Below are 20,004 nucleotides of genomic sequence, written 5' to 3'. Positions count from 1 at the left end.
ACAGAGTTGGACGCAGCTCGGGGTTTCTGGATCTGAGCTTATCGAAAGAAACAGGGGGCGGGCGCAAAATTCTCATTTTCGGGTCATGATAATTGCGTAGGACGAATAGAACGACCATTCTTTGCGGGCGCACATGCGTGACAGACCCGCATCCAGCTGCCGCAGACCAAACAGCTTATCATAATAGTGGTGCCCGTAATACTCATGCACCTTGATGTCGGAAAACCCGACATCCGCCAGCGCGTTCTGCATATACCGGGTCGAACCGCGACACAGCGAGTAATAGGCAGGGAATTTGCCAGTGTTCTTGTTGTCGAAGCGCCGAGGCTGCAACAGTTGAACCGCCTTGCGGGTGAGTTGTTCGGGAAACAGCCAGTTGATCAGGAAAGGCGAGGCAAAGATGGTCGGAACCAGGTGAATGGCTAGGCCGCCATCGGCCAGAAGATGGTGCATGTTTTTGTGGAACTGCTTGCCGTCCGGCATGTGCTCGCCGCAGAATTTCGACATGATCAGGTCGAATCTCTGGTCCACATGGCTGACATCGCCACAAGCATTGATCTGTAATGTGTCGAATTCATCCGAGACGTGGGCCAGTTCTTCGGCGCTGATGTCGCTGATGGTAAAGGACTGGACATGATCGGGCAGGGGTCTGTCGCTGGTCGAACGGCTGGTTGTCCCGCCGATTTCCATGATCCGGGCCGGTTTTTCATTCGTGATGACGTCCCAGATCGTATCCAGATAGTCCCGCCTGCATTCGGTATGCCAGCGTATGTCCGATGTCGCCATTCATTCCTCCGAAACCCGGCTTTGGATGCAGCGCTTCACCAAAAGCCAAAAATATTTACCAACGCCTTGCGCCCGCCACAGAAAACAGGCGCGACAAAGAAGCTCTTTTTAATACACGTGGCACGGATGTGCCGTGATCGTCTGACTGATCTTTTAGATGAATGAATGCAACTCCTAAAGACAGATGCCCAGAGGTTTGCACGTTTTGCGCGACATGGGGTCGGAAAAGACCTGAGCGGGCCACAGAAACTGAAGCCCGCTCATGCCATGGTAATCAATCACCCTCGTTTGGGGGGATTTTTGCCGTCAGGCGAACAAATCATAAAGGTGTCCAAAAGACCCTTCGAAGGTATTCGCATCATCTTCAGTTGCAAAGAAGTCACCGAAGCCCCGGACCTGTTCCTGACCGCCCGTATACCAGCCGAAGCCTTGGGGTATATTGTAGGCGCTGTTGTCATCGGAAAAGGTTTGAAACTGCCTGGTGGCTTGATTGACGAACAGGTTGATCTGGTCTGGTGCGTCGTTGTTCCGGTCCAAATTCATGAACTGGAAGTTGTCACGAAGGCCACCATCCCTGTTTGACACTGCCGCAAAAAGATTTCCGCTCTGGCTGGCATTGTTCGCCGTCGCAAAAAGGCTGTTGCTTTGGCCGGCATTGTTTGCTGCCGCAAAAAGATTGCCGTTTTGGTTCGCGTTGAAGGAGAACCAGGAATTGAAATCGGGTTCTGAGCTGCCTCCGCCCCGATGCAGGTCGATGGCAACGTAGACGGCTTCGGGCCCGACACTTCCTCCCGAAGTGTCGATCGGTGTGGCGGGGGGGGTACTCCCACCAGTTGACTGACCGGTGCTGGGTTGCTGCCCGCCAGTTGTCTGCTGATTGTCGACAATCGGTTGTCCGGCGCCCGTATCGGGCTGATCTGGATCGGTTGCGGGTTGGTTCGAGCCTGTATCGGGTTGGTCAGCGCCGCTCGCGGGTTGATCCGGGTCTGTTGTGGGTTGATCCGTTCCCGGCTGATTTGCAGGAGGCGGGGTCGGACTAATGGAAGGCTGACTCCCTCCGTTCGTCGGAGGAGATACGGGCGTATTGTTTGTCAGCAAATCCAGTGAGGTGCCCGGAGGATTGGTGGTATAGAGCGAGCCTGCGCCCAATGTGTCGGCCAGGCTGCCAGTTTTGACGACATACTGGGTATAGCCGTTCGCCTGCGCGGTTGCCTGAAAAGTAAAGTTCTGAGCATATTCGCCAGGCTGGATCAGGGCGTTGTTGGACACGTTCCAGTCGGATTGCCCTGTGTACCCACGTACCTGCGACGCGATATTGTAGTCGATCGTCACATTCTTAGAGCCCGAGGTCACGTTGATCACCGGGATCTCGATGCCACCGGTCAGAGAGGCCACATCCAGATGCAGGACCGAGTTCTGCGTGATTGTCAGCCCGTTCGCGCCATCAATGGAAATACCGTGGAAGTGGCCATTATAGATGGTGTTGCCCTGAATCAGCACGTTGTGATGCATGACATTCGGGTCGCTGGTATCTTTGCCGTCGCCCCCCATCCAGATGGTCTGGGTGTGGTCGCCATTGCCCATGTCAAAGATGTTGTCGCGGATGGTGATATTATCGCTGCCGCTGCCGTTGGCGCGCTGCACCTGGATCATGTCGCGATGATCGCTGGCCCCTGGCATCGCGCCAAAATCGTGGAAGTAGTTCTGGGCGACCAGAATGTTGTCGACATTGTCAAACACCAGACCGTCAGACCGGATGGAGTGGATATTGGTGCTAACGACGTCAACCCCGTCAGAGTTGGTGGCGATGACACCTTTCCACCAGCTTTTGAATTCCGAATTCGTGACCGAGACGTTGTCAGAGCTTTTGATGCCCAGCCCGACCCCGGTTCCCGCACCACCGGAATAATCCCCATCGAAGACCGAATTGGTGAAGGTAATGTTCGAGCTGTAGTCCACAGAAAACGGGCGTTGGAAATAGTAATCCCCGTTGCTGTAGGAGTAGTCGAAATTGATGCTGTCGAACGTGATGTTCGAGGCCTGGTTCAGCTTGACCGTGGAAAAGCTGGCCGGGGCATTCGGATCGGCAGACTTGATTGTTACGGTCGACGCGAACTGAGTCCCGTTCAGGCTCAGATTCCCATAATCGCCTGCCGCAAGCAGAATTGTTTCGCCTCCGGTCGCCTGTGACAGAGCCTGGTTCAGCTCTGCCGCGGAGGATACTGTGATTGTTGTAGACATTCTACACCTTCTGAGTTCGTAAGCGCCCGAAAGCGCACATGATCCCGCTCACCCAGATCGGAGGAAACAGTCGCGCGACGGCGACACAGAGGCCAAAGTGCGGCTATATTTTGAAACTTGTGCCTGTTTGTAGACAATGTTGTCTAAATGCTCTGGATTTGTGAGCGTGCACGAAACTCGATACCGGGAATTGTTCCTCTTCCCTTAGCGGTTGTCGGACAATTCGCAAATTGATTCCCCTATCGCAACAATGGACACATAGCTGCCACAATTCAGGCGTGTCCTCGCGTATATCTATCAGGTGTCGGCAGGTAATTGCCCGGTGCCGTAAGGGAAGCCTGGGCCTTGCCTTTGGTGGGGCCGGTGGGGGTGCAATCGTGGGGTGGTATTCGGGTGGGGCAAGTCGCGCCTTGATAGACAGCGCCCAAAGCCTCGCCTACACTTTCCCACAGGTAGTGATTTGAAAGGTGCGTCATGTTTGGATCAAGGCTTCTTGCCCTGATGGGAGGGGTCGTTTTTCTTCTGAGTTCCGCATTGGCTGCAGAGACATCCTGTGCGACCGATGATTTCAAAATCGGACTGCCCCCCGCTGCGGCAGGGCAGGCTGTGTCAGATGCAGGATCCCTGGCGGCTGCGTTGCAACAGGCCCAGGGCGGCGAGACCTTTCTGCTGGCACCGGGGGATTACGGCGCCTTGAACCTGCGCAAGTCGTTCCAGTCGCCGGTGGTGATCCGTTCGGCGAACCCCGATAAACCCGCCTGTTTCACCGGGCTGAACCTGAAAGGGTCCAGGAATGTGACCCTCGAAGGGCTCTATTTCGATTACACCTTCCGGGAAGGAGACCCGCATTTCACCGTTCCCTTCAAGGTCAGCAACAGCGAAAACATCAAGATCACGCATTCGGTTCTGGATGGTGATTATGCCTATGGGACCAACTCTGTCATCGACGGCAAGGCCTATGGGATCGGGCTGCGCATTCTTGAAAGCAACAATGTCCAGGTGATCGCGTCAGACCTGCGCAAATGGTGGGCAGCGGTTCTGACGATCCGGTCGGGGGGGCTGGTGTTCGCGGACAATCAGATCCACATCATCCGGTCAGATGGGATCGATATTGATGCCGCAACGGGGCTGACCATAGCGAGCAACCATTTCTTTGATTTCCAAAGGGCGGTGGGGTCGAAAGATCACAGCGACATGATTCAGATCATGCGGGTCACGCCCCGGGGGTCATCCGACATCGTCATTCGCGACAATATCTTTGATGTTGGTCGGGGCGACTACACGCAGACCATCTGGGCTGGTCAGGATGGAAAGGATATCAATCTGCCCGTCATGCGGCATCGCAACGTGCTGGTTGAAAACAACATGATCTACAATGCGCATATCCACGGCATATCGATTCATGGATCGGACAATATCTCGATCCGAAAAAACTCGCTGATCCATGTCCCCGGCGGCCATTCCTCTCCGGCAATCAACATCTCGTCCGACTCCAGCTCTGTGGTGATCGAACAGAATGTCACCTCGCAGATCATTGGATATGAAGGGCAGCGTGACTGGGTGGTGCTCAACAATGCCATTGTACAAAGCGAAAGCCCGTCGAAGAATGGCTTCTATGACAGTCAGTTCATTTACTATGCGCTTGGGAAGAGGCAGGGGTATAACGAATATGGCGTGCGCCCCGGCAGTCTTGTTGACAGTCTGAAGGCCGGATCGACATTGGCGGAAAGCTATCCAACACAAAAATGAGACATGATGACAGGTATGTCTGTACCCAGAATTGCATCCCCCCGCAGGCAGGCGTTTGAATGACGGTGCGCGTGGCAACCCAGACCGACACTCGGACAACAGGGCCGCTGGTCCTGATGCTATTGCTCGTATCGTTTGCAATGCCGTTCTATTTCCAGTTCCTCGGGCTGAGGCTCAGCGGGTACCGGCTTATTCTGCTTGTCTTCATGATCCCGGCTGTCTTGGGATGGCTGACGGGCAAGGCTGGCAAGATACGGTCAATTGATCTGCTGGTCGTGGCGTTTGCGTTCTGGGCCAGCCTGAGCTTTTTGGTCAACCATGGGGTTGTCGAGCTCTGGCAGTTTGTCGGGATCTTCATGATCGAAACATTGGTGCCCTATTTCATCGCCCGCACGTATATCAGGTCATTGGCGGCGTTTCGGTATTTTGTGAAATGGTTCCTGATCGTCATTCTGATCCTGCTGCCCTTTGCCATATTCGAGACCGTGACGGGCAAGACCCCGCTTCTGGATATCTTCGGTAAAGTGCTGAGCGTCTATCAGAAATGGGTGTTCCCGCCCCGGTTGGGGCTGTTGCGGGCGCAAACGACGATGCCGCATCCGATCCTGTTCGGGGTGTTCTGTGCCCCGGCCTTTGCCCTGTGCTGGTATGTACTTGGTTGGGGGAAATCCCTGTCCTCGAAACTGGGCTACGTGTCCATCGTTGGCGGGGCTGTGTTCTGCTCGCTGTCGTCCGGGGCATTCCTGAACGTCATCATTCAGGGCGCGCTGATGGGCTGGAACTGGACGTTCCGCTTTGTGAAAAGCAAGTGGAAGATCCTGCTGTCCGGTTTCGGACTTCTGATGCTGATTGCCGAAATAGGCTCGAACCGAAATGTGTTCGAGATCTTTGCAACACATATGACACTGACGCCTGGGACAGCCTGGGCCAGGATCAACACGTTCAATTTCGCAACAGATGACATCATGCGAAATCCGATTTTCGGGATTGGTCTGCATGACTGGACCCGACCGGCCTGGATGTATCTGCTGAACAGCGTCGACAATTTCTGGCTGGTCATCACCATGCGACATGGGTTCCCGGGGCTGTTTCTTTTGCTGGGCTCTGTGATCGCGATTTATACGCAGCTTGTCCGCAAGCCTTTGACCGGTGCACTGGCAGATGCGCGACTGGGCTATCTGATATCCTTGACCGGCTTGTGCGTATCGGCTGTGACGGTACATCTGTGGGATGCCACGTTCTGTTTCCTGATGTTCCTGCTGGGGGCGTGTGTCTGGATCCTCGATGCGGATGAGACGCAGGATGGAGAGGCCAGCGCGCTGCCGGATGCGGACGGGCAGAAAACGATGCGCTATACGCGGTTTCCCAAAGACCTGCCTCGCCCTGAAGGCCAGGAGGACGCCCCGGCTCAGGTCGCGCGCGTTGCCCGAAGTTCCGGCAGACGCAGGAGGGCACCGCCGCCCCGGACGGTCAGGGCCCGATAACGGTCCAGCGTTTCCGTACCATGCCCACTGCGCGGCGCAAGCGGCGCAACGGGGCCATCCGGCCCGAGAGGATGGCGTCTAGGTCCGAGCTGTTCATGCTGCCCTGCAGTGAGGTGCGGGGGCGCAGGAACGCGTCCTGCCGAAAGCGACCGCCATCGCTGGACCAGGCTGCTGTATACCCTGCCGCCTGCAAGCCCCTCAGGACCCTGGCGTCATATAAGCCGAAGGGAATACCTGCCTCGGTCACGGGATGTCCGCAGATGTCTTCCAACTGGGTCCGCGAGTTCTGCAATTCACGCACCAATTCGGCCTTGTCCAATCCGGTCCAGGCAACGTGCCGGATGCCGTGACTGCCGATCGTCATCCCTGCGTCTGACACCGCCCGCAGGTGCGCGGCGTCAAGCGATCCCGCCTGTCCGATGCGCCCTGTCAAAACAAAGAACCGGCCGCGCAACCCGCGCTCGACCAGGGCGGGCAGGGCAATGTCATGGTCCGACAGGTTGCTGTCGTCGAACGTGATCGTGAAACGGGTGGGGTCGGGGGCGGCCGCGATCCGGTCAAGCACGTCATGAAACTGCCGGAGCGAGATCCAGTAGGGTCCCTCGCCCGGCTCCAGATCGCGCTGCGGTGTTCCGATGCCGTGAAAGTTGATACCCACCAAACCGGTCATGCGCGCGCTTTCTTCAAATAGCCATGTGCCGTCTCGGCAGCGCTGACCAGAGTGGGTTTCAGGCCACCGGGGCGGAACTCATACGGGCCCGCGGCCATCAGGTCAGTGCCGCCAGTGCGCAGCTTGAACTGTGCGACGGTGGGATTGATCTCGGGGTCCAGGCCATTCAGATCATACCACCTCAGACCTTGGTCACGGCACCGCAGGATAGAGTGCCACATCAGGAAATGGCCAGCATTGGGGCGGCGGCCCGCCTGTGTGGTGGCGCCAAAGATATAGACAGCCCTGCGCCCGGCCTGCCCGATAGTCATCCCGGCAATATCGACCCCGCCCTGTCGGGCGAACAGAACGTCATGAGAGAAATCCGGGCCCGTGAGGGTATAGTAGAATTCAGGCGGGATATCCGTCTGGAACCCTTTGGTGGTCTGAACTTCCTGGTACAAGGTCTGAAACCGCTCAGCAGCTTCCGAGATCGGCGCGATATCAAGCTCCAGACCGGATTTCAGGGCTTTGCGCAGGGCGTTTCGCCATTTCCCGTGCAAATTTTGCATCAGGGTGTCTTCGTCCTGTGCGCAGTCGATGATCACGGTGCGCTGCCGGGGCGAGCGGTCCGTTGGCTGAAAGCCTGCCGCATCTGCAATCGGGTCGAGCGCTGCCGGGTCATGCGCGGTGGCTGCGGGCAGCCGTAGCCGCATGATATGGCCGGCCTTCTGCGCATAGTCACGCAAAGCGGAAAAGATGGCCTGTTGCAGATCTGGCGGCGGATACGGGTGATCCACCGGCTGGATCATCGGGCCGCCCGCAATCCAGGCGATCCCGCTGCTGAGAACCGGAACCCGTTTGATCCTGAGACAGGCGGCGGCCACCGGTGTGCCCTGCGGATCCTGCAGGCAGATGAACTCGGCTTCTGCACCAATCCGGCGAGCCGCTGCCTGCGCATAGGTGAGGGTCTGCTCAAAGGTCAGATCGTCAAACAGCGCGCTGAGGGCAGGCCAGTCTTCCGGGGCGACCCGGTGTAGGGAGAGCGCGCGCGCTGACATCAGCTTTTCACCGCCATCGGTTGGGTGGCCAGCAGACGCACCAACTGCGCTTCCTCGTCTTCGGCGAGCGGTTTTGAAGCACGCAGGGTAAACCCGGTTGGCACCGGAGCGTCGGCGCGTGGGGTTACAGGCAGGCCATGGGGTCTCAGAAATCGGGCTACATCTTTCAGGGTATGTTCAGGATTGGCGCAAAGTGCTTCGTAATCGACCCGGAGATGTCGATCCGGCCCGATATGGGCGCAATCGCGTTCAATGTCCTGCGCAACCCCAAGAACCTGTCGGCAGGCGCGTTCGATCAGGGTGTCGCCGCCCGCATTTGAAGGGCGGACGGACCACCATGCCTGCTGATCGGGTTTGGGCCCCTTGTTGCGCCGTTGCGCCCGGATGATCGAGCGGGCGGTGTCACTCGCATCGCGCCGCACCTCAAGAAACAGGCAGCCGGGAAACAGCGCATCCAGCAGCCGGACGCGGTTGGAATGCATGACATTCTTGTTGATGAAAGGCGCCTCAGCCAGTGCGGACATCCCCGCCAGCGTTGCCCGGATTTCGTCGACGGGCAGCGTCGGCAGAACGCGTTCGTCTGTCCAGGGCCCATCCTCGAGCCAGCGTTGCCAGATCCATCCGCCCTCATTTGGGGCAGCCCAGCCGGAAATATGACCGTAATCGCTTTGATAGGCGGGGGAATGGGGTGCGATCATCCATCCGCCCAGACGGGTCGCGGCCAGAGGGGTCTTGTAGAAGCGGTGCGCCAGATTCGAGAAATAGGCGAATTCGAAGCCGGTCGTCATGAGCTCATAAAACAGTGAGGTTCCAGACCGTGGGGCCCCCAGAATGAAGACATGGGGCCATCGTGCAATCGGGTGCTGTGCGATCATTCTGGATTCAAACGGGGCCAGAAGCGTATGCACCGTGCTGCGCGTGATCGATTTTGCCAGAGCTTTCATGCCGGGTGATCCGGCTTGGGATGGGGCGGCGTCTGTCCGTGTGGCGGTCTGACCAACGCGCCGAGCAGAAACAGAAACCTGGCCCGCCAGGCTTTGGCCCCTTCGTTGCCGGGTCGCAACAGGCTTTTGGGCAAGAACCAGAGGGCGCGCAGGGCATCGCCCACGGCCATCAGCAGGGTTCCGAGCCACGCCACCAGAGGGCCGCGCGTGAAGCGCAGAAACAGAATATGACCCTTGGCGATTTCAACGGATTTCCAGGGCGATATCTGCCCGGTGGACACAGCCCCGTAATGCATCAGCCGGATGTCGGGGTTGTACCGCACCTTGAGCCCGGCCTGCCGGACCCGCCAACACCATTCTGATTCCTCGCTATACATGAAGAACCGGTCATTCATCATGCCAACCTCATCAATGACATGTCTGGGCAGCATCATGAAGCACCCGGCAACGATGTCGACATCCTGTACCATGTCGCGCGGGCGCGACGCATAACGCTGATCCCCGAACAGCCGTGTTTTTCTGAGGATGCGGTTGGGCACCAGAATGTTCCAGAAAATGCTGCTGAGAGAGATTTCGCGGAACAGCGTGGGTTGCTGTGTGCCGTTCTCCAGCGAGACATGGCCCGCCAGCACGCCGACCTCGGGGTTGGCTTCCAGATAAGCCACGGCGCGTTCAAGCGTGCCATCGTAAACCTGTGCATCGGGGTTCAGAACCAGAATGTACCGACCCTGCGCCTGCCGGATGCCGATGTTATTGCCCCAGGCATAGCCGCCATTATACCCGGCTGCGATGACGTTGATGCGGGGAAAGTCCGCTCGCAGCGCCGCAACGCTGCCATCGCTTGAGTCATTATCGATGACAATGATCTCGACCCGCAGATCGCCGCAGTGTTCCAAAATCGACCGGATCGCCGCAGATGTGATGTCACGTGTGTTGTAATTCACGATCAGCACACTGAGATCGACAGCAGTGTCCGTCCCGCCTGCCGGGGAAGGTTCGACAGCGTGGGTCACGGCTCGGCTTCCGTCCTGATGTGGCGCCAGACATACTCGGGACCGCCCGTTGAATGCGCCCCAACCGATGTTTGGGGTCATGAGCTCTCTCCCCTCGGGCCGCGGGTGAAGACATGCCTGCACACCCCGCCGGCAAGGCTGAGGGCTGCGCTTTCAAAGCCTTCGGGGCGTTTGGACAGATGCCACAGGAACAGATGTGTCCCGACATAGGCGATCACACCGGCCAGGACTTTGGCAAGGAAGCGGATACGCAGCAGCGGCAGATCGTCAGGTGAGTTGAAGGCCCAGCCGACCTGATCGTGGTTGCCCAAAGCGCCTCCGACCAAAAGCACCACAGCAACCATAACAAGCGTGGACACAATGCTGCGCCACGCCACAAGAATAGGTCCGAAAAAGCCGCCTGTGCCAAAATCCCGTGCCATGATCAGGGTCAGGAAAATCGCAAACACACTGGACAACCCAGTGCCGAGGATCGCGCCAAAATAGCCAAAGCTCGACCCGATGAGCATCAGCACGATGGTGACCACCAGCAGGATGCTGTTTCGGATGCACAGGCGCTTTGTATCGCCTTTGACATAGCTTGCAGACCGGACATTGGCCTGCAGGGTTTCGATGGCTTTCAAGGGGGCAAGGACCCAGATCACCTGCGCTGCGGCCAGCCATTGCCAGCCGATGACCACGATAATCATGTGGTTGGCGACCAGCGCCATGCCGACACTGACCGGGATGATGATCCCAAGAAGAATGGCATTGGTCTGCTCAAAGGCTTTTTGCGTGGTGCCGTCGGTTCGCGAAATATGTGCCAGTGCCGGATAGATCACCCGCTCCAGGGGGGCGATGGCCTGATTTGTGAACAGCGATACCAGGCGAAAGCCGATCCGGAACGTACCCGCATCCGCCAGGCCCAGGGTCGCGCCGATGATCAGCTGGGGTGTGTTTGTGGTCAGGAACTGCGTGATCTGTGCCCCCAGGGACCAGGATGAGATGTTCAGGCAGTCCCGCCAGCGGCTGAGGGTCAGTCTGGGCCACATGGGCGCGGTGGAATAGGTCCAGATGACACGGGCGACCTGGGTCAGGAAATTGGCGACGACAACCGCCCAGAAATCCCGCCAGATCCAGGCCAGAAGAATGGCAAAAACCGTGTATACAAAACGGCTTATGGCCTCTTCACCCGCCACAAAAGCAAAGCGCAGATCACGTTCCAGCAGCGGAAAGCGTGGGCTCTTGAGCGATATGAGAACCGAGATGATGCAAAGCGCCGGAATAAGCTCGGTCAGCTCTGGCAAGCCCAGCATTGGCATCAAGGGGGTGCTGAGCCAGATCAGACACGCAGCACCAAGCCCCAGCAGAACCTGCATCGTGAACACCGTGTTCAGATGCGCTTCGGTGATGTCGGGCTGGCGGATCAGCGTCATCGAGACGGCCCGCTGAATGATTTCAAGCAGCGCGACGGCAATCACGAAATAGGCAATGACACCGAAATCCGTCGGTGTAAGCAGCCGTGCAGTGACAATCAGTGTCGCAAGGCCAAGGATCTGGCTGAAGATGCTCGAGGCAAACAGCGTCGCTGCCCCTGTAACGACCGATGTCTTGCGGTTTGGAGCGCGCTGCCCCGATGCGGCTTCAGGGGGTGGTTTCAAATGCGCCATGTTCCTAAGTTTAAAACAATACTCAACTGGTTACTCCAATGTTTCCGATTTAGCATGTCGCCGGAGCCGTTCCGGGTCGATTTGGATGGGCCTGTTCTGGCAATCCTGTCGGGTCATTGATACTGAGGTAAGTGAACCTGATCCTTATGTTGCATCCACATTATTGTTGTTCAATGTCAAATGATTACCCTGTTTACTCCCTGTGGGCTTTGACTCGCTTACAGAAAACCGTCCCGGACTTCAAAAAGATTATCCTGTAACGATGTCAGGAATTGGACACGAAACAAGACAAGATGCCAAGTATGTGAGGGTTTGGATTTTTTGATCCTGCGTAAGATGTTGAGTTCTGAGTATTAGAGCGGTGTGACGGAATGAAGATTGCGATTTTCGGGTTGGGATATGTGGGGTTTACGGCGGCCTGCTGTCTGACCGGGCAAGGACATACGGTGGTCGGTGTTGATGTGAATGCGGACAAGGTCTCTGAGATCAACGCCGGACAGCCCCCAATCAAGGAGCCCAAAGTGGCCGAGCTGCTGACCGAGGCGTTGGGCAGGAACCTGATCCGGGCCACGGTTGAAATTCCGAATCTGTCCGATGTGGATCTGGCAATCGTTTGTGTGGGCACGCCCAGCTCCACAGATGGCTCGCATAACATGAACTTCGTGGCCGAGGTGACGCGCCAGATTGCCAAGGCCGTCTCGCCCGACCGGGCGCGACCCCTGACGGTGGCGTACAGGTCCACCTTCCGGCCCGGCACCGTGCGGCAGCTGATCGAGCCGATTTTTCAAAGCTATCTGGGCGATCAAACGGCGCAGGCGGTCGAGATTGTCTATAACCCCGAATTCCTGCGCGAGGCTTCGGCGGTGGATGATTTCTTCAACCCGCCCAAGATCGTTGTCGGTACAGCAGACGGCAATCGATCCGCAGTGATGGATGAAATGCACGAAGGGCTGGATGCGCCGGTGTTCTATACCGCCTTTGAAGAGGCCGAGATCACCAAATTCGTCGACAATACCTGGCACGCCACCAAGGTGGCCTTCGCCAATGAGATCGGCCGCATCTGCCACAGCATGGGCGTGTCGGCCAAAACCATGCACGAGATTTTCGTCTCGGACACCAAGCTGAACATCTCGGCCTATTACACCCGTCCGGGCGGCGCGTTCGGGGGGTCATGCCTGCCCAAGGATGTCCGCGCGCTACAGCATATCGCCGGAGAGGTGGGCGCGCATACCCATTTGATCGACAGCCTGTTGCAGACCAATCAGGCGCACAAGACCTATCAGGCGCAGGACATCATGGCGCGTCTGCCCGAAGGGGGCAGGGTTCTGATGGCGGGGCTGGCCTTCAAGGCCGGAACCGACGATCTGCGCGAAAGCCCCAATGTCGATATCGCACGGCGCCTGCTGCAGGCAGGTTATCAGCTGTCGGTCTATGACCCGGCCATCAAGCCTGCCGATCTGCGCGGACAGAACCTGGGCTATGCCTTTACCCATCTGCCCAATGTCGGCAGCCTGCTGGTGGACCATACCACGGCCGAGGCCGGACCCTGGGATTTGGTGGTCGGGTCGAACCGGATCATCAATGAGCTGAACCTTGGCGATACAGAAGTGGTAAGAACCTATGAATATGACTAGCCCTGTATCCGCCGTGCAACCGATCTCGTTCGAGGAGTTGCGCCAGAGCCAGCCCCTGAAAGGGCTGAAGGTTCTGATTGTGGTGGAAAACCTGCCCGTGCCCTTCGACCGCCGCGTCTGGATGGAGGCCCGCACGCTGGCCGCCGCAGGCGCGCTGGTCTCGGTCATCTGTCCCACCGGCAAGGGGCATGAGGAGCGTGTCTGGGAAGACGAAGGCATCAAGGTCTATCGCCATCCGCTGCCTTTGGATGCCAGCGGCGCGCTGGGGTATCTGTTGGAATATGGCGCGGCGCTGTTCTGGGAAAGCTGGCTGGCGCTGAAGATCAAATTCACCCGCGGTTTTCACGTCATCCATGGCTGCAACCCGCCCGATCTGATCTTTCTTGTGGCGCTGCCCTTCAAACTGTTCGGCGTGCGCTATCTGTTCGATCACCACGACATCAACCCCGAGCTTTACGAGGCCAAGTTCGACAAGCGCGGCTTTTTCTGGAAGCTGATGAAGACGTTCGAGCGGCTGACCTTTGCCTCGGCCCGGGTGTCGATTGCCACCAATGAAAGCTATCGCAAGATCGCCATCGAACGCGGCGGCATGGCGCCCGAGGATGTGTTCATCGTCCGCTCCGGCCCCGATCTGAACCGGTTGCAGCACCTGCCGCCAAACCCGGACTGGCGCAACGGTCGCAAATATATGGTCGGCTATGTCGGTGTCATGGGCGATCAGGAAGGCATCGATCTGCTGCTGGAAACCGTGGCGCATCTGGTGCAGGTTCAGGGGCGCGACGACATTCAGTTCTGCCTTGTGGGCGGCGGCCCCAGCCTGGACAAGCTGCAGGCACAATCGGCTGAGATGGGCTTGTCGGACTATGTCACCTTCACCGGCCGTGCGCCGGATCAGGATCTGTTCGAAATCCTGTCGACTGCGGATGTCTGCGTGAACCCGGACCGGGTGAACGAGATGAACGACAAATCCACCATGAACAAGATCCTTGAATACATGGCGTTCGAGAAACCCATCGTTCAGTTCGACGTGACCGAAGGACGCTTCTCGGCGCAGGAGGCTTCGCTTTATGCCAAGGCCAACGATCCGGTGGATATGGCCGACAAGATCACCGAACTCCTGGCGGATGACGATCGCCGCGCTGCCATGGGCCGTTATGGGCGTGCGCGGGTCGAAGCGGAAATGGCCTGGCCCCATCAGGTGCCTGCCTTGATCGCGGCTTACAAGCGGATTTGGAAAGGGTAGGACCCTACGGCGGCTACTTGGCGGCTCGCTTCGCTTTGATGCACCTTGATGTATTTATCTAATGTTACTGTTCCATGGTTGGAGCATTCTTAGGAATGTTCAAAAATAACGGTATGTTTCAGTGTGGCGGAAGCGGTATGGCAATACCTACGGAACGCATTTGAGCGTGTGGAAATAGCCTTCAAAGGCAAAGTTACTTCGAGGGTAATTTGAGAAAAAGCGGATCCCTAAAATTGCCTACGATTTACTCTTGGTGATTATGACAGGATAAGGTGGTTGTGTTACAAATAATTCAGCCATGGGCTGAAGTGAACGGGACCACCTACTTCACTGTTTTTCGCTCATCTGTCAGTGGACGCACTGGCGCGTGTGTCGATCACCAGTTCAGTCGTCTGGTGACAGACGGTGTTTACTCGGCTGCCTGTTTGGCATCGGTAGATTTCGGTGGTTTGTTTAGGTGACGTAATTTCATCGCTGGAGCCTCGATCAGATGCCAGGACAGTACGGCGCAGAACAAAGTGAAGGGCAGAGAGATTGCCATATTGATGGCAGGTGTTGTGACACCGGATTGCGCCACAAGCTGCTGGATGGGAAAGGCGTAGATATAGACCCCGTAGGAATAATCCCCCAGGCGGTTGTACTGTAACAGAGCCGGCCATTGGGCGTATCCCAGAACAAAGACCGCATAAGACAGCGCAACCGCAAAAACCGGCAGGAACAGCGGGGTGAACCAGGCCGCAAGGGCCAGCGCACCCATCACTGCCAGCACGCCCCAGGACAGGGGAATCTCGTCGCGCCACAGATAAAGCACCATGCCCGACAGGAAGGGCAGCCCAAGTGTGGTCAGAGTCTCGATGCGCGGGTTCAGGTCGACAAAGGCGGTCAGGGCATAAAAGCACAGGAATGCGACGGCCATCCCGGCAAAGATCTTTCTGTGACCCAGCAGCCCCAGCACCCCACAGATGAGAACGCCAACATAGCACGTGACCTCATAGGACAGTGACCAGAGCGATCCATTGATTGCGGGCCCATATGGGTTGTTCTGAAACACGCCGGGCAAGTCGTATTGCAGCTTGAAGAGCAGCATGTTGCGTATGAAATACTCACCAGCCTCTGACCAGAAAACCGTCGGGGGGGCCTGGGTCAGGACAAAGCCGGCAATCAGGATCGAGATCAGGGTGACAACGGCCAGCGCGGGAAACAGGCGCAGCCCCCGAGCGATCAGGAACGCTTTGGCCGAGGGCTTTCGATCAAAGCTGCGCGTGATGAAAAAGCCCGAGATCGCGAAAAATGCCCACACGCACATCATGCCCAGCGAAAGCCCGTGCAGAACCGATTCAAAAGGCTGTCCATACGCGCCGCCCAGGCTGAGCGGATAGGCATGAGCCACCAGCACAAGGGTGGCTGCGATGATCCGGATCAGGTTGAAGTTGTTGTCCCGCCCGTCTGCCCGATCCGCGATACGGGGTACGGCCCTGACCGCTGAGATGTGCTTGGTGCTGTCACTCATTACGGGCACCTCCAGGATCAAAACGGTACGAATTGCGGCAGGCGGTTCAGGCTTGGCTCCATGAACCTTTGCAGCCGCGCGTCTGCTTCGGCTTCGGTTTCGCCCGGCAGGATGGGGGTGACAAAGCGGACAAGCGCCCCATCGGTGCGTCCCATGGTAAAGCCGTCCTGGATAACGCTCAGCTTGGCGCGGAAATCATTGACCATGCGTTTGCCGCGCTGCTCGAACCAGTAATAGACCAGCTGTTTTGAAAGCTCTTTCTGGATCACGGCGCGGTTCACTGTGAAGCTGCCGTAAGGGGTGTTGCCAGGATTGATCTCATAAGGTTCGAGCGTGAAAATCTCCCAGCCGCCCACCGGCAGGCACACTTCGGGCGAGTGGATGCCTTCGCCTTCGGTCTGCTTGTCGTAAAAGGCCACGAACATGTTCACGAAGTCACCCGAGCCGGTGTCGATATAAGTGGCGTTGAGATAGTCGCTGGCCCCCAGAACCTGCTCGACCTGCGGGTCAAGGCTGGTGGTTGAGCCGGACCAGTCTCCAAGCTGGCGGGGATAGAGCACAAAGGGATCCCGTTCAACCGGCTGCACTTCGGACGCAGGGCGCAGAACCCAGGCCGTGGACACCGCCAAAGTCAGCAGGGCCGCCGCCGCCAGCGCAACCGAGGCGCGGATGCCAAAGATACGCAGCGCAATCGGAGCCAGCCCCTCAGTGTCCAGATCGATTGTCTCGGCAAAGGGTTTCGGATTGGGGGCCATGCGCTGCAGGCCGATGGCCATCAGGAACAGAATAGCCACACACAAAAGGAAGATGATCCAGCCTTCGAAGAAATGCATGAACCCTTCGGCATGTTCGATGCCGTTCTGGTTAACCAGAATACCGATCACACCGATGCGGACGGAATTCATCAGCACGGTCAGCGGCGCGGCTGAGACAAGCAAAACCACCTTGTGCCAGATCGGACCGCGGTAGAGCAGGGCGAAGAGATACGAAAAGCTGAGGATCGGGAACAGGTAGCGCAGGCCCGAACAGGCTTCGGCCACCTGCAGCTTGTAGACGCCCAAGTCAATGACATTGCCTTCGATGAAGACCGAAACCCCCGCCATCTGGACGAACCAGACCCCAAGCTCGGATGAAACCCATTGCAGAAAGATCGTCAGTTTCCAGTACAGGAATTGCGGCAGGGGCAGCATGAACACAAGGTGGATCACAGGCAGCTGGTGATGTATGCCGCGCTGCCAGCCGAACACCGTAAGCATGACGCCGCCGGTCCAGATGATCATCGCATAGGTGACGATATCCGGGATGCGGGCCAGATTGCCCAATATGGCGATAGCCAAAGCCACCGCCACCACGGCCACACCGGGCCAACGGTCATGAATGACCGGGTTGGGTGGGGGAAAGTTCCGCAATTCCCGCAGGAACAGATACAGCGAGATGACAGGGATCAGCGGCCCGTGGCTATATTCTGGTGTGCTCCAGGCCGCTCCCAGCGACACGATCCCGATCCAGAAGATGGGCAGGGATCCAAGCAGCAAAAGCGCAAACCAGAACAATCCGGTTGCATTGATTTCCGGCAGAACCCTTCGGGCGGCCTCAAGCGTTTTGCCGGGGCTGTCATTCGAATCGAGATGATGCATCACCATCCATCATGCACAATAAAATCCGATCCTGAATTATGCCGCGTCCGGGTCGCGGTGATTTGATCGAAAATAAAAACAATTATCGCCAATTGGCCATATTTGTTGCCATTCAGGAATCGGCTCGGCGAGGGGTCAGGGTTTGAGTGTGAACCGCCGTCCAAGCGTCACAAACACCGAGCTCGATGTAGCCGTAAAGCCGTTCTGTTCATCCATTTCATATTGATAGCCCAGGTTCACGGCCCAGTCCCGCGTAATGGCGCGGGAATATGAGGCGTTGAACGTGCCGCGTTGACGCGGATTGGCCGCGCCGGTCCCTTCATCTTCCTGCTCAATGTAATCAAGGCTGAAAGACAGGGCCGAAACCGGATTGATGAAATAGTCATAGGTCAGGAAGGCCAGTGTCTGGCGGGTTTCCAGACTTTGCGTGCTGGTGCCGACCCGACGTTGAATCGTGGCTCCGATCCGGGAACTGGGCAGTTGGTAGCTATAATCCAACTGACCGATCGGAGTGGTTTCGCCAAACGGGCCATCTGACAGGCCGAGATTGAAGCTCAGCGAACTGTTTTGCCGTTGATAGCTTCGGCCGAATGTGGCGTTGGTCCGCGCTCCGTTCACTCCAAAGGTCTGGTCCAGCAAGATATCCGCAGTCCCGTCCGGCAGGGTTTTGCTCCAGCCAAAGCTCCACACAAAATCTTCGGTCACAGTATTTGTGTTGGTTGTGCGGAATGTCTCGTCGACCTGGCTATAGCCGATATTTGCGGTGACGGTTGTGACTGCAGAAATGTCATAGATCGCCCCAACCGAGACGACGGTGGTCTGCCGGTCGGTCCGCACATTGTCTTCAGCCTTAAAGTCACTGTAGCTGAGGTCCAGCGTTCCCTGCAGAACCGGTGAGAACCGGAAGAACGTGGTCGCGGCATAGTCGTCGAAGCTGTTGTCGAACAGGTTGGGGTCGATTGTGTTCTGATATGTGCGTTCGCGGTAGCTATAGTTGAACTGAAAACCCACAGGATCGTTCAGTCCAACCTGCCAATCCAGATCGGCGCGGGTGTTGACCCGGTCGCCGATGGTGCCGATCACATCCGAGGCGTCGATGATCCCGTCCAGATTGGTATCCGTCAGCGCCCGGTTGAAGGCCAGATCCTGTTCGCGATACTCCAGCCCAAGCCCCAGCTGGCTGTTGGCACGCGTGCGCTGATAATCCAGCCGCGCGAATGGGTCGGCAAACGAGGAATCGGTTCCGATTATTGGCTCATTGGCGATCCGGTAAAGCCCCGACAGATCAAAGATCAGCGTTGAATCCGGCGTTTGGTTCACAATCCCCAGGGCTAGGGTGTTTTCCCACCATGTGGTGGATCCAAGCGAAGGGTCGGTCAGTCTGAGATTGTCGTCATGCCTAAGGGAAGACAGGTAATCTAGGGTGATGCTCAGACCCGATCCGGTTCCGGTCGGCTGCCCAACCGTGGGTCGGCCAACCCGCCGGGCCGGGTTTTGCAAGGCCCGCTGGGTGATCAGCTGCTGGCTAGGCGTTTGTTGCACAACGGTGGTAGGTGCCGTCGTCTGTTGCAAGGTCGTCTGCTGCGTGGACGTTTGCGTTTGTTGTGTGGATGTCTGCTGTGCAACAGCAGGCGTGAGCGAAAGGATCACCCCTGCACTGCCCCCAATTGCAAGGAACAGTTTATTCCCGATTTTCCCCACCTGTATCAGCCCCTATTCGAATAGGCGGCGCGACGGCACAACAACAACGTCTCCGGCTTTGAGTACGGTATTGCCTTTGATCCCGCTGCCCGAGCCATTGTAGTTGTAGGTATACTTGTTCATCACGCCTGTTTTACGATCAGCTCTGCGCAATTCGATGCGCTTGGGAGCCGCGAAGTTGGTCAGGCCTCCGACCTGAGCCAGAACCTGAAGAATGGTCGTGCCTTCGGTCGCAAGGTGCTTACCGGGCACGTTGACCTCACCCATGACAAAAACCTCAATGGTCGGTCCGGTTGCTGCCGCTGCACCCGGAAGCGGGGGCGGGGCCAGCGCCGCGATCGAGACGAAGACGGTCGGGGGCGAGTTGAAATTTGAAGCCAATGCCGAGGAGAGAGACGCGCTGAGGCCGTTGGTTGACTGACCCGCGGCACGAAGCGTCCCGGCCAACGGGAAATTGACAGAGCCATCGGGAAGGACCAGCACGGTCCTGTTGAGGGTGGGGTCTTCCAGAACTTCCACCTGAAGGGCGTCACCCGGCTGGATTTGATAGGCCTGTGCCCAGGCACCAACGGCCATACCCATGGTAATGACGAGAGCGATCAATGATCCGATGACTGTACGCATATTCAAATCTCTCACTTTTTCTTGTTTATGCCGCCATGATTTGTGCAAAACAATCCGCGGCGTTTCGGATAAGGGCGAT

The 20,004-nt window shown here is 57.5% G+C and carries 15 protein-coding genes; 4 read left to right on the top strand and 11 right to left on the bottom strand.

Features of this window, described 5'->3' with window-relative positions; translation table 11 throughout:
- Positions 1-72 precede the first annotated feature (72 nt).
- Both GS636_RS20700 and GS636_RS20695 read right to left on the bottom strand, forming a co-directional pair.
- Complete coding sequence (locus GS636_RS20700) at positions 73-786, bottom strand: bifunctional 2-polyprenyl-6-hydroxyphenol methylase/3-demethylubiquinol 3-O-methyltransferase UbiG (RefSeq protein ID WP_171648888.1); 714 nt, start codon at positions 784-786, stop codon at positions 73-75.
- 306 nt (positions 787-1,092) lie between these two features.
- Positions 1,093-3,027, bottom strand: coding sequence for a right-handed parallel beta-helix repeat-containing protein (locus GS636_RS20695; protein ID WP_171672209.1), 1,935 nt, complete (start codon positions 3,025-3,027; stop codon positions 1,093-1,095).
- 474 nt (positions 3,028-3,501) lie between these two features.
- Between GS636_RS20695 and GS636_RS20690 the strand changes: the two genes are divergently transcribed.
- Positions 3,502-4,776, top strand: coding sequence for a right-handed parallel beta-helix repeat-containing protein (locus tag GS636_RS20690; RefSeq protein WP_171672206.1), 1,275 nt, complete (start codon positions 3,502-3,504; stop codon positions 4,774-4,776).
- Between the two features lie 59 nt (positions 4,777-4,835).
- On the top strand, positions 4,836-6,260 hold the full coding sequence (locus tag GS636_RS20685) for an O-antigen ligase (RefSeq protein ID WP_171672204.1): 1,425 nt from the start codon (positions 4,836-4,838) through the stop codon (positions 6,258-6,260).
- Here the strand turns inward: GS636_RS20685 and GS636_RS20680 are convergent.
- Genes GS636_RS20680 through GS636_RS20660 form a run of 5 tightly spaced genes read right to left on the bottom strand, consistent with a single transcriptional unit; the run spans position 6,247 to position 11,567 of the window.
- Entirely contained in the window at positions 6,247-6,930 is a 684-nt protein-coding gene (locus tag GS636_RS20680) for a polysaccharide deacetylase family protein (protein WP_171672201.1), read from the bottom strand. The two genes, GS636_RS20685 and GS636_RS20680, sit on opposite strands and share 14 nt — an antisense overlap.
- A complete protein-coding gene (locus GS636_RS20675) occupies positions 6,927-7,970 on the bottom strand; it encodes a GNAT family N-acetyltransferase (protein ID WP_171672199.1) in 1,044 nt (347 codons plus the stop codon). Before GS636_RS20675 ends, GS636_RS20680 begins: the two co-directional genes overlap by 4 nt.
- Positions 7,970-8,914, bottom strand: a complete 945-nt coding sequence (locus GS636_RS20670; protein ID WP_171672197.1) for a sulfotransferase — start codon at positions 8,912-8,914, stop codon at positions 7,970-7,972. The genes GS636_RS20675 and GS636_RS20670 overlap by 1 nt, the downstream gene beginning before the upstream one ends.
- Positions 8,911-10,008: a glycosyltransferase family 2 protein gene (locus GS636_RS20665; RefSeq protein ID WP_171672195.1), complete on the bottom strand. Its 1,098-nt coding sequence runs from the start codon at positions 10,006-10,008 to the stop codon at positions 8,911-8,913. Before GS636_RS20665 ends, GS636_RS20670 begins: the two co-directional genes overlap by 4 nt.
- Positions 10,005-11,567 carry an oligosaccharide flippase family protein gene (locus tag GS636_RS20660; RefSeq protein WP_171672192.1) on the bottom strand — a complete coding sequence of 521 codons (1,563 nt, stop codon included), beginning with the start codon at positions 11,565-11,567 and terminating at the stop codon, positions 10,005-10,007. Before GS636_RS20660 ends, GS636_RS20665 begins: the two co-directional genes overlap by 4 nt.
- Positions 11,568-11,947: 380 nt before the next feature.
- On the opposite strand from GS636_RS20660, the gene GS636_RS20655 reads away from it, so the two are divergent.
- Positions 11,948-13,210 (top strand): nucleotide sugar dehydrogenase, encoded by a 1,263-nt coding sequence (locus GS636_RS20655; protein ID WP_171672190.1) that lies wholly within the window; start codon positions 11,948-11,950, stop codon positions 13,208-13,210.
- Entirely contained in the window at positions 13,197-14,453 is a 1,257-nt protein-coding gene (locus tag GS636_RS20650) for a glycosyltransferase family 4 protein (RefSeq protein ID WP_253762932.1), read from the top strand. The genes GS636_RS20655 and GS636_RS20650 overlap by 14 nt, the downstream gene beginning before the upstream one ends.
- Positions 14,454-14,862: 409 nt before the next feature.
- Here GS636_RS20650 and GS636_RS20645 read toward each other — a convergent pair whose 3' ends face one another.
- The 4 genes from GS636_RS20645 to GS636_RS20630 form a co-directional block, all read right to left on the bottom strand.
- The gene (locus GS636_RS20645; protein ID WP_171672187.1) at positions 14,863-15,963 is read right to left on the bottom strand and encodes an acyltransferase; all 1,101 of its coding nucleotides are present in this window, start codon (positions 15,961-15,963) and stop codon (positions 14,863-14,865) included.
- A 17-nt stretch (positions 15,964-15,980) separates the two neighbouring features.
- Positions 15,981-17,600: a VPLPA-CTERM-specific exosortase XrtD gene (gene xrtD / locus GS636_RS20640; protein WP_171672185.1), complete on the bottom strand. Its 1,620-nt coding sequence runs from the start codon at positions 17,598-17,600 to the stop codon at positions 15,981-15,983.
- Between the two features lie 135 nt (positions 17,601-17,735).
- Positions 17,736-19,172, bottom strand: a complete 1,437-nt coding sequence (locus GS636_RS20635; RefSeq protein ID WP_171672182.1) for a hypothetical protein — start codon at positions 19,170-19,172, stop codon at positions 17,736-17,738.
- Between the two features lie 141 nt (positions 19,173-19,313).
- Complete coding sequence (locus GS636_RS20630; RefSeq protein ID WP_171189090.1) at positions 19,314-19,925, bottom strand: polysaccharide biosynthesis/export family protein; 612 nt, start codon at positions 19,923-19,925, stop codon at positions 19,314-19,316.
- Between the last annotated feature and the right edge of the window lie 79 nt (positions 19,926-20,004).

The organism is Ruegeria sp. HKCCD4884 (genome assembly GCF_013110855.1).
Taxonomy (GTDB): Bacteria; Pseudomonadota; Alphaproteobacteria; order Rhodobacterales; family Rhodobacteraceae; genus Ruegeria.
Note: the sequence above shows the minus strand (reverse complement) of the source record. Positions and strands in the feature narration are given on the sequence as shown.

What these genes read in the sequence shown, in the direction of transcription:
- GS636_RS20700 (WP_171648888.1), bottom strand. Translation starts at nt 786, where the DNA reads ATGGCGACATCGGACATACGCTGGCATACCGAATGCAGGCGGGACTAT.
- GS636_RS20630 (WP_171189090.1), bottom strand. Translation starts at nt 19,925, where the DNA reads ATGCGTACAGTCATCGGATCATTGATCGCTCTCGTCATTACCATGGGT.
- GS636_RS20670 (WP_171672197.1), bottom strand. Translation starts at nt 8,914, where the DNA reads ATGAAAGCTCTGGCAAAATCGATCACGCGCAGCACGGTGCATACGCTT.
- GS636_RS20695 (WP_171672209.1), bottom strand. Translation starts at nt 3,027, where the DNA reads ATGTCTACAACAATCACAGTATCCTCCGCGGCAGAGCTGAACCAGGCT.
- GS636_RS20645 (WP_171672187.1), bottom strand. Translation starts at nt 15,963, where the DNA reads ATGAGTGACAGCACCAAGCACATCTCAGCGGTCAGGGCCGTACCCCGT.
- GS636_RS20680 (WP_171672201.1), bottom strand. Translation starts at nt 6,930, where the DNA reads ATGACCGGTTTGGTGGGTATCAACTTTCACGGCATCGGAACACCGCAG.
- GS636_RS20690 (WP_171672206.1), top strand. Translation starts at nt 3,502, where the DNA reads ATGTTTGGATCAAGGCTTCTTGCCCTGATGGGAGGGGTCGTTTTTCTT.
- GS636_RS20675 (WP_171672199.1), bottom strand. Translation starts at nt 7,970, where the DNA reads ATGTCAGCGCGCGCGCTCTCCCTACACCGGGTCGCCCCGGAAGACTGG.
- xrtD (WP_171672185.1), bottom strand. Translation starts at nt 17,600, where the DNA reads ATGCATCATCTCGATTCGAATGACAGCCCCGGCAAAACGCTTGAGGCC.
- GS636_RS20665 (WP_171672195.1), bottom strand. Translation starts at nt 10,008, where the DNA reads ATGACCCCAAACATCGGTTGGGGCGCATTCAACGGGCGGTCCCGAGTA.
- GS636_RS20650 (WP_253762932.1), top strand. Translation starts at nt 13,197, where the DNA reads ATGAATATGACTAGCCCTGTATCCGCCGTGCAACCGATCTCGTTCGAG.
- GS636_RS20655 (WP_171672190.1), top strand. Translation starts at nt 11,948, where the DNA reads ATGAAGATTGCGATTTTCGGGTTGGGATATGTGGGGTTTACGGCGGCC.
- GS636_RS20685 (WP_171672204.1), top strand. Translation starts at nt 4,836, where the DNA reads ATGACGGTGCGCGTGGCAACCCAGACCGACACTCGGACAACAGGGCCG.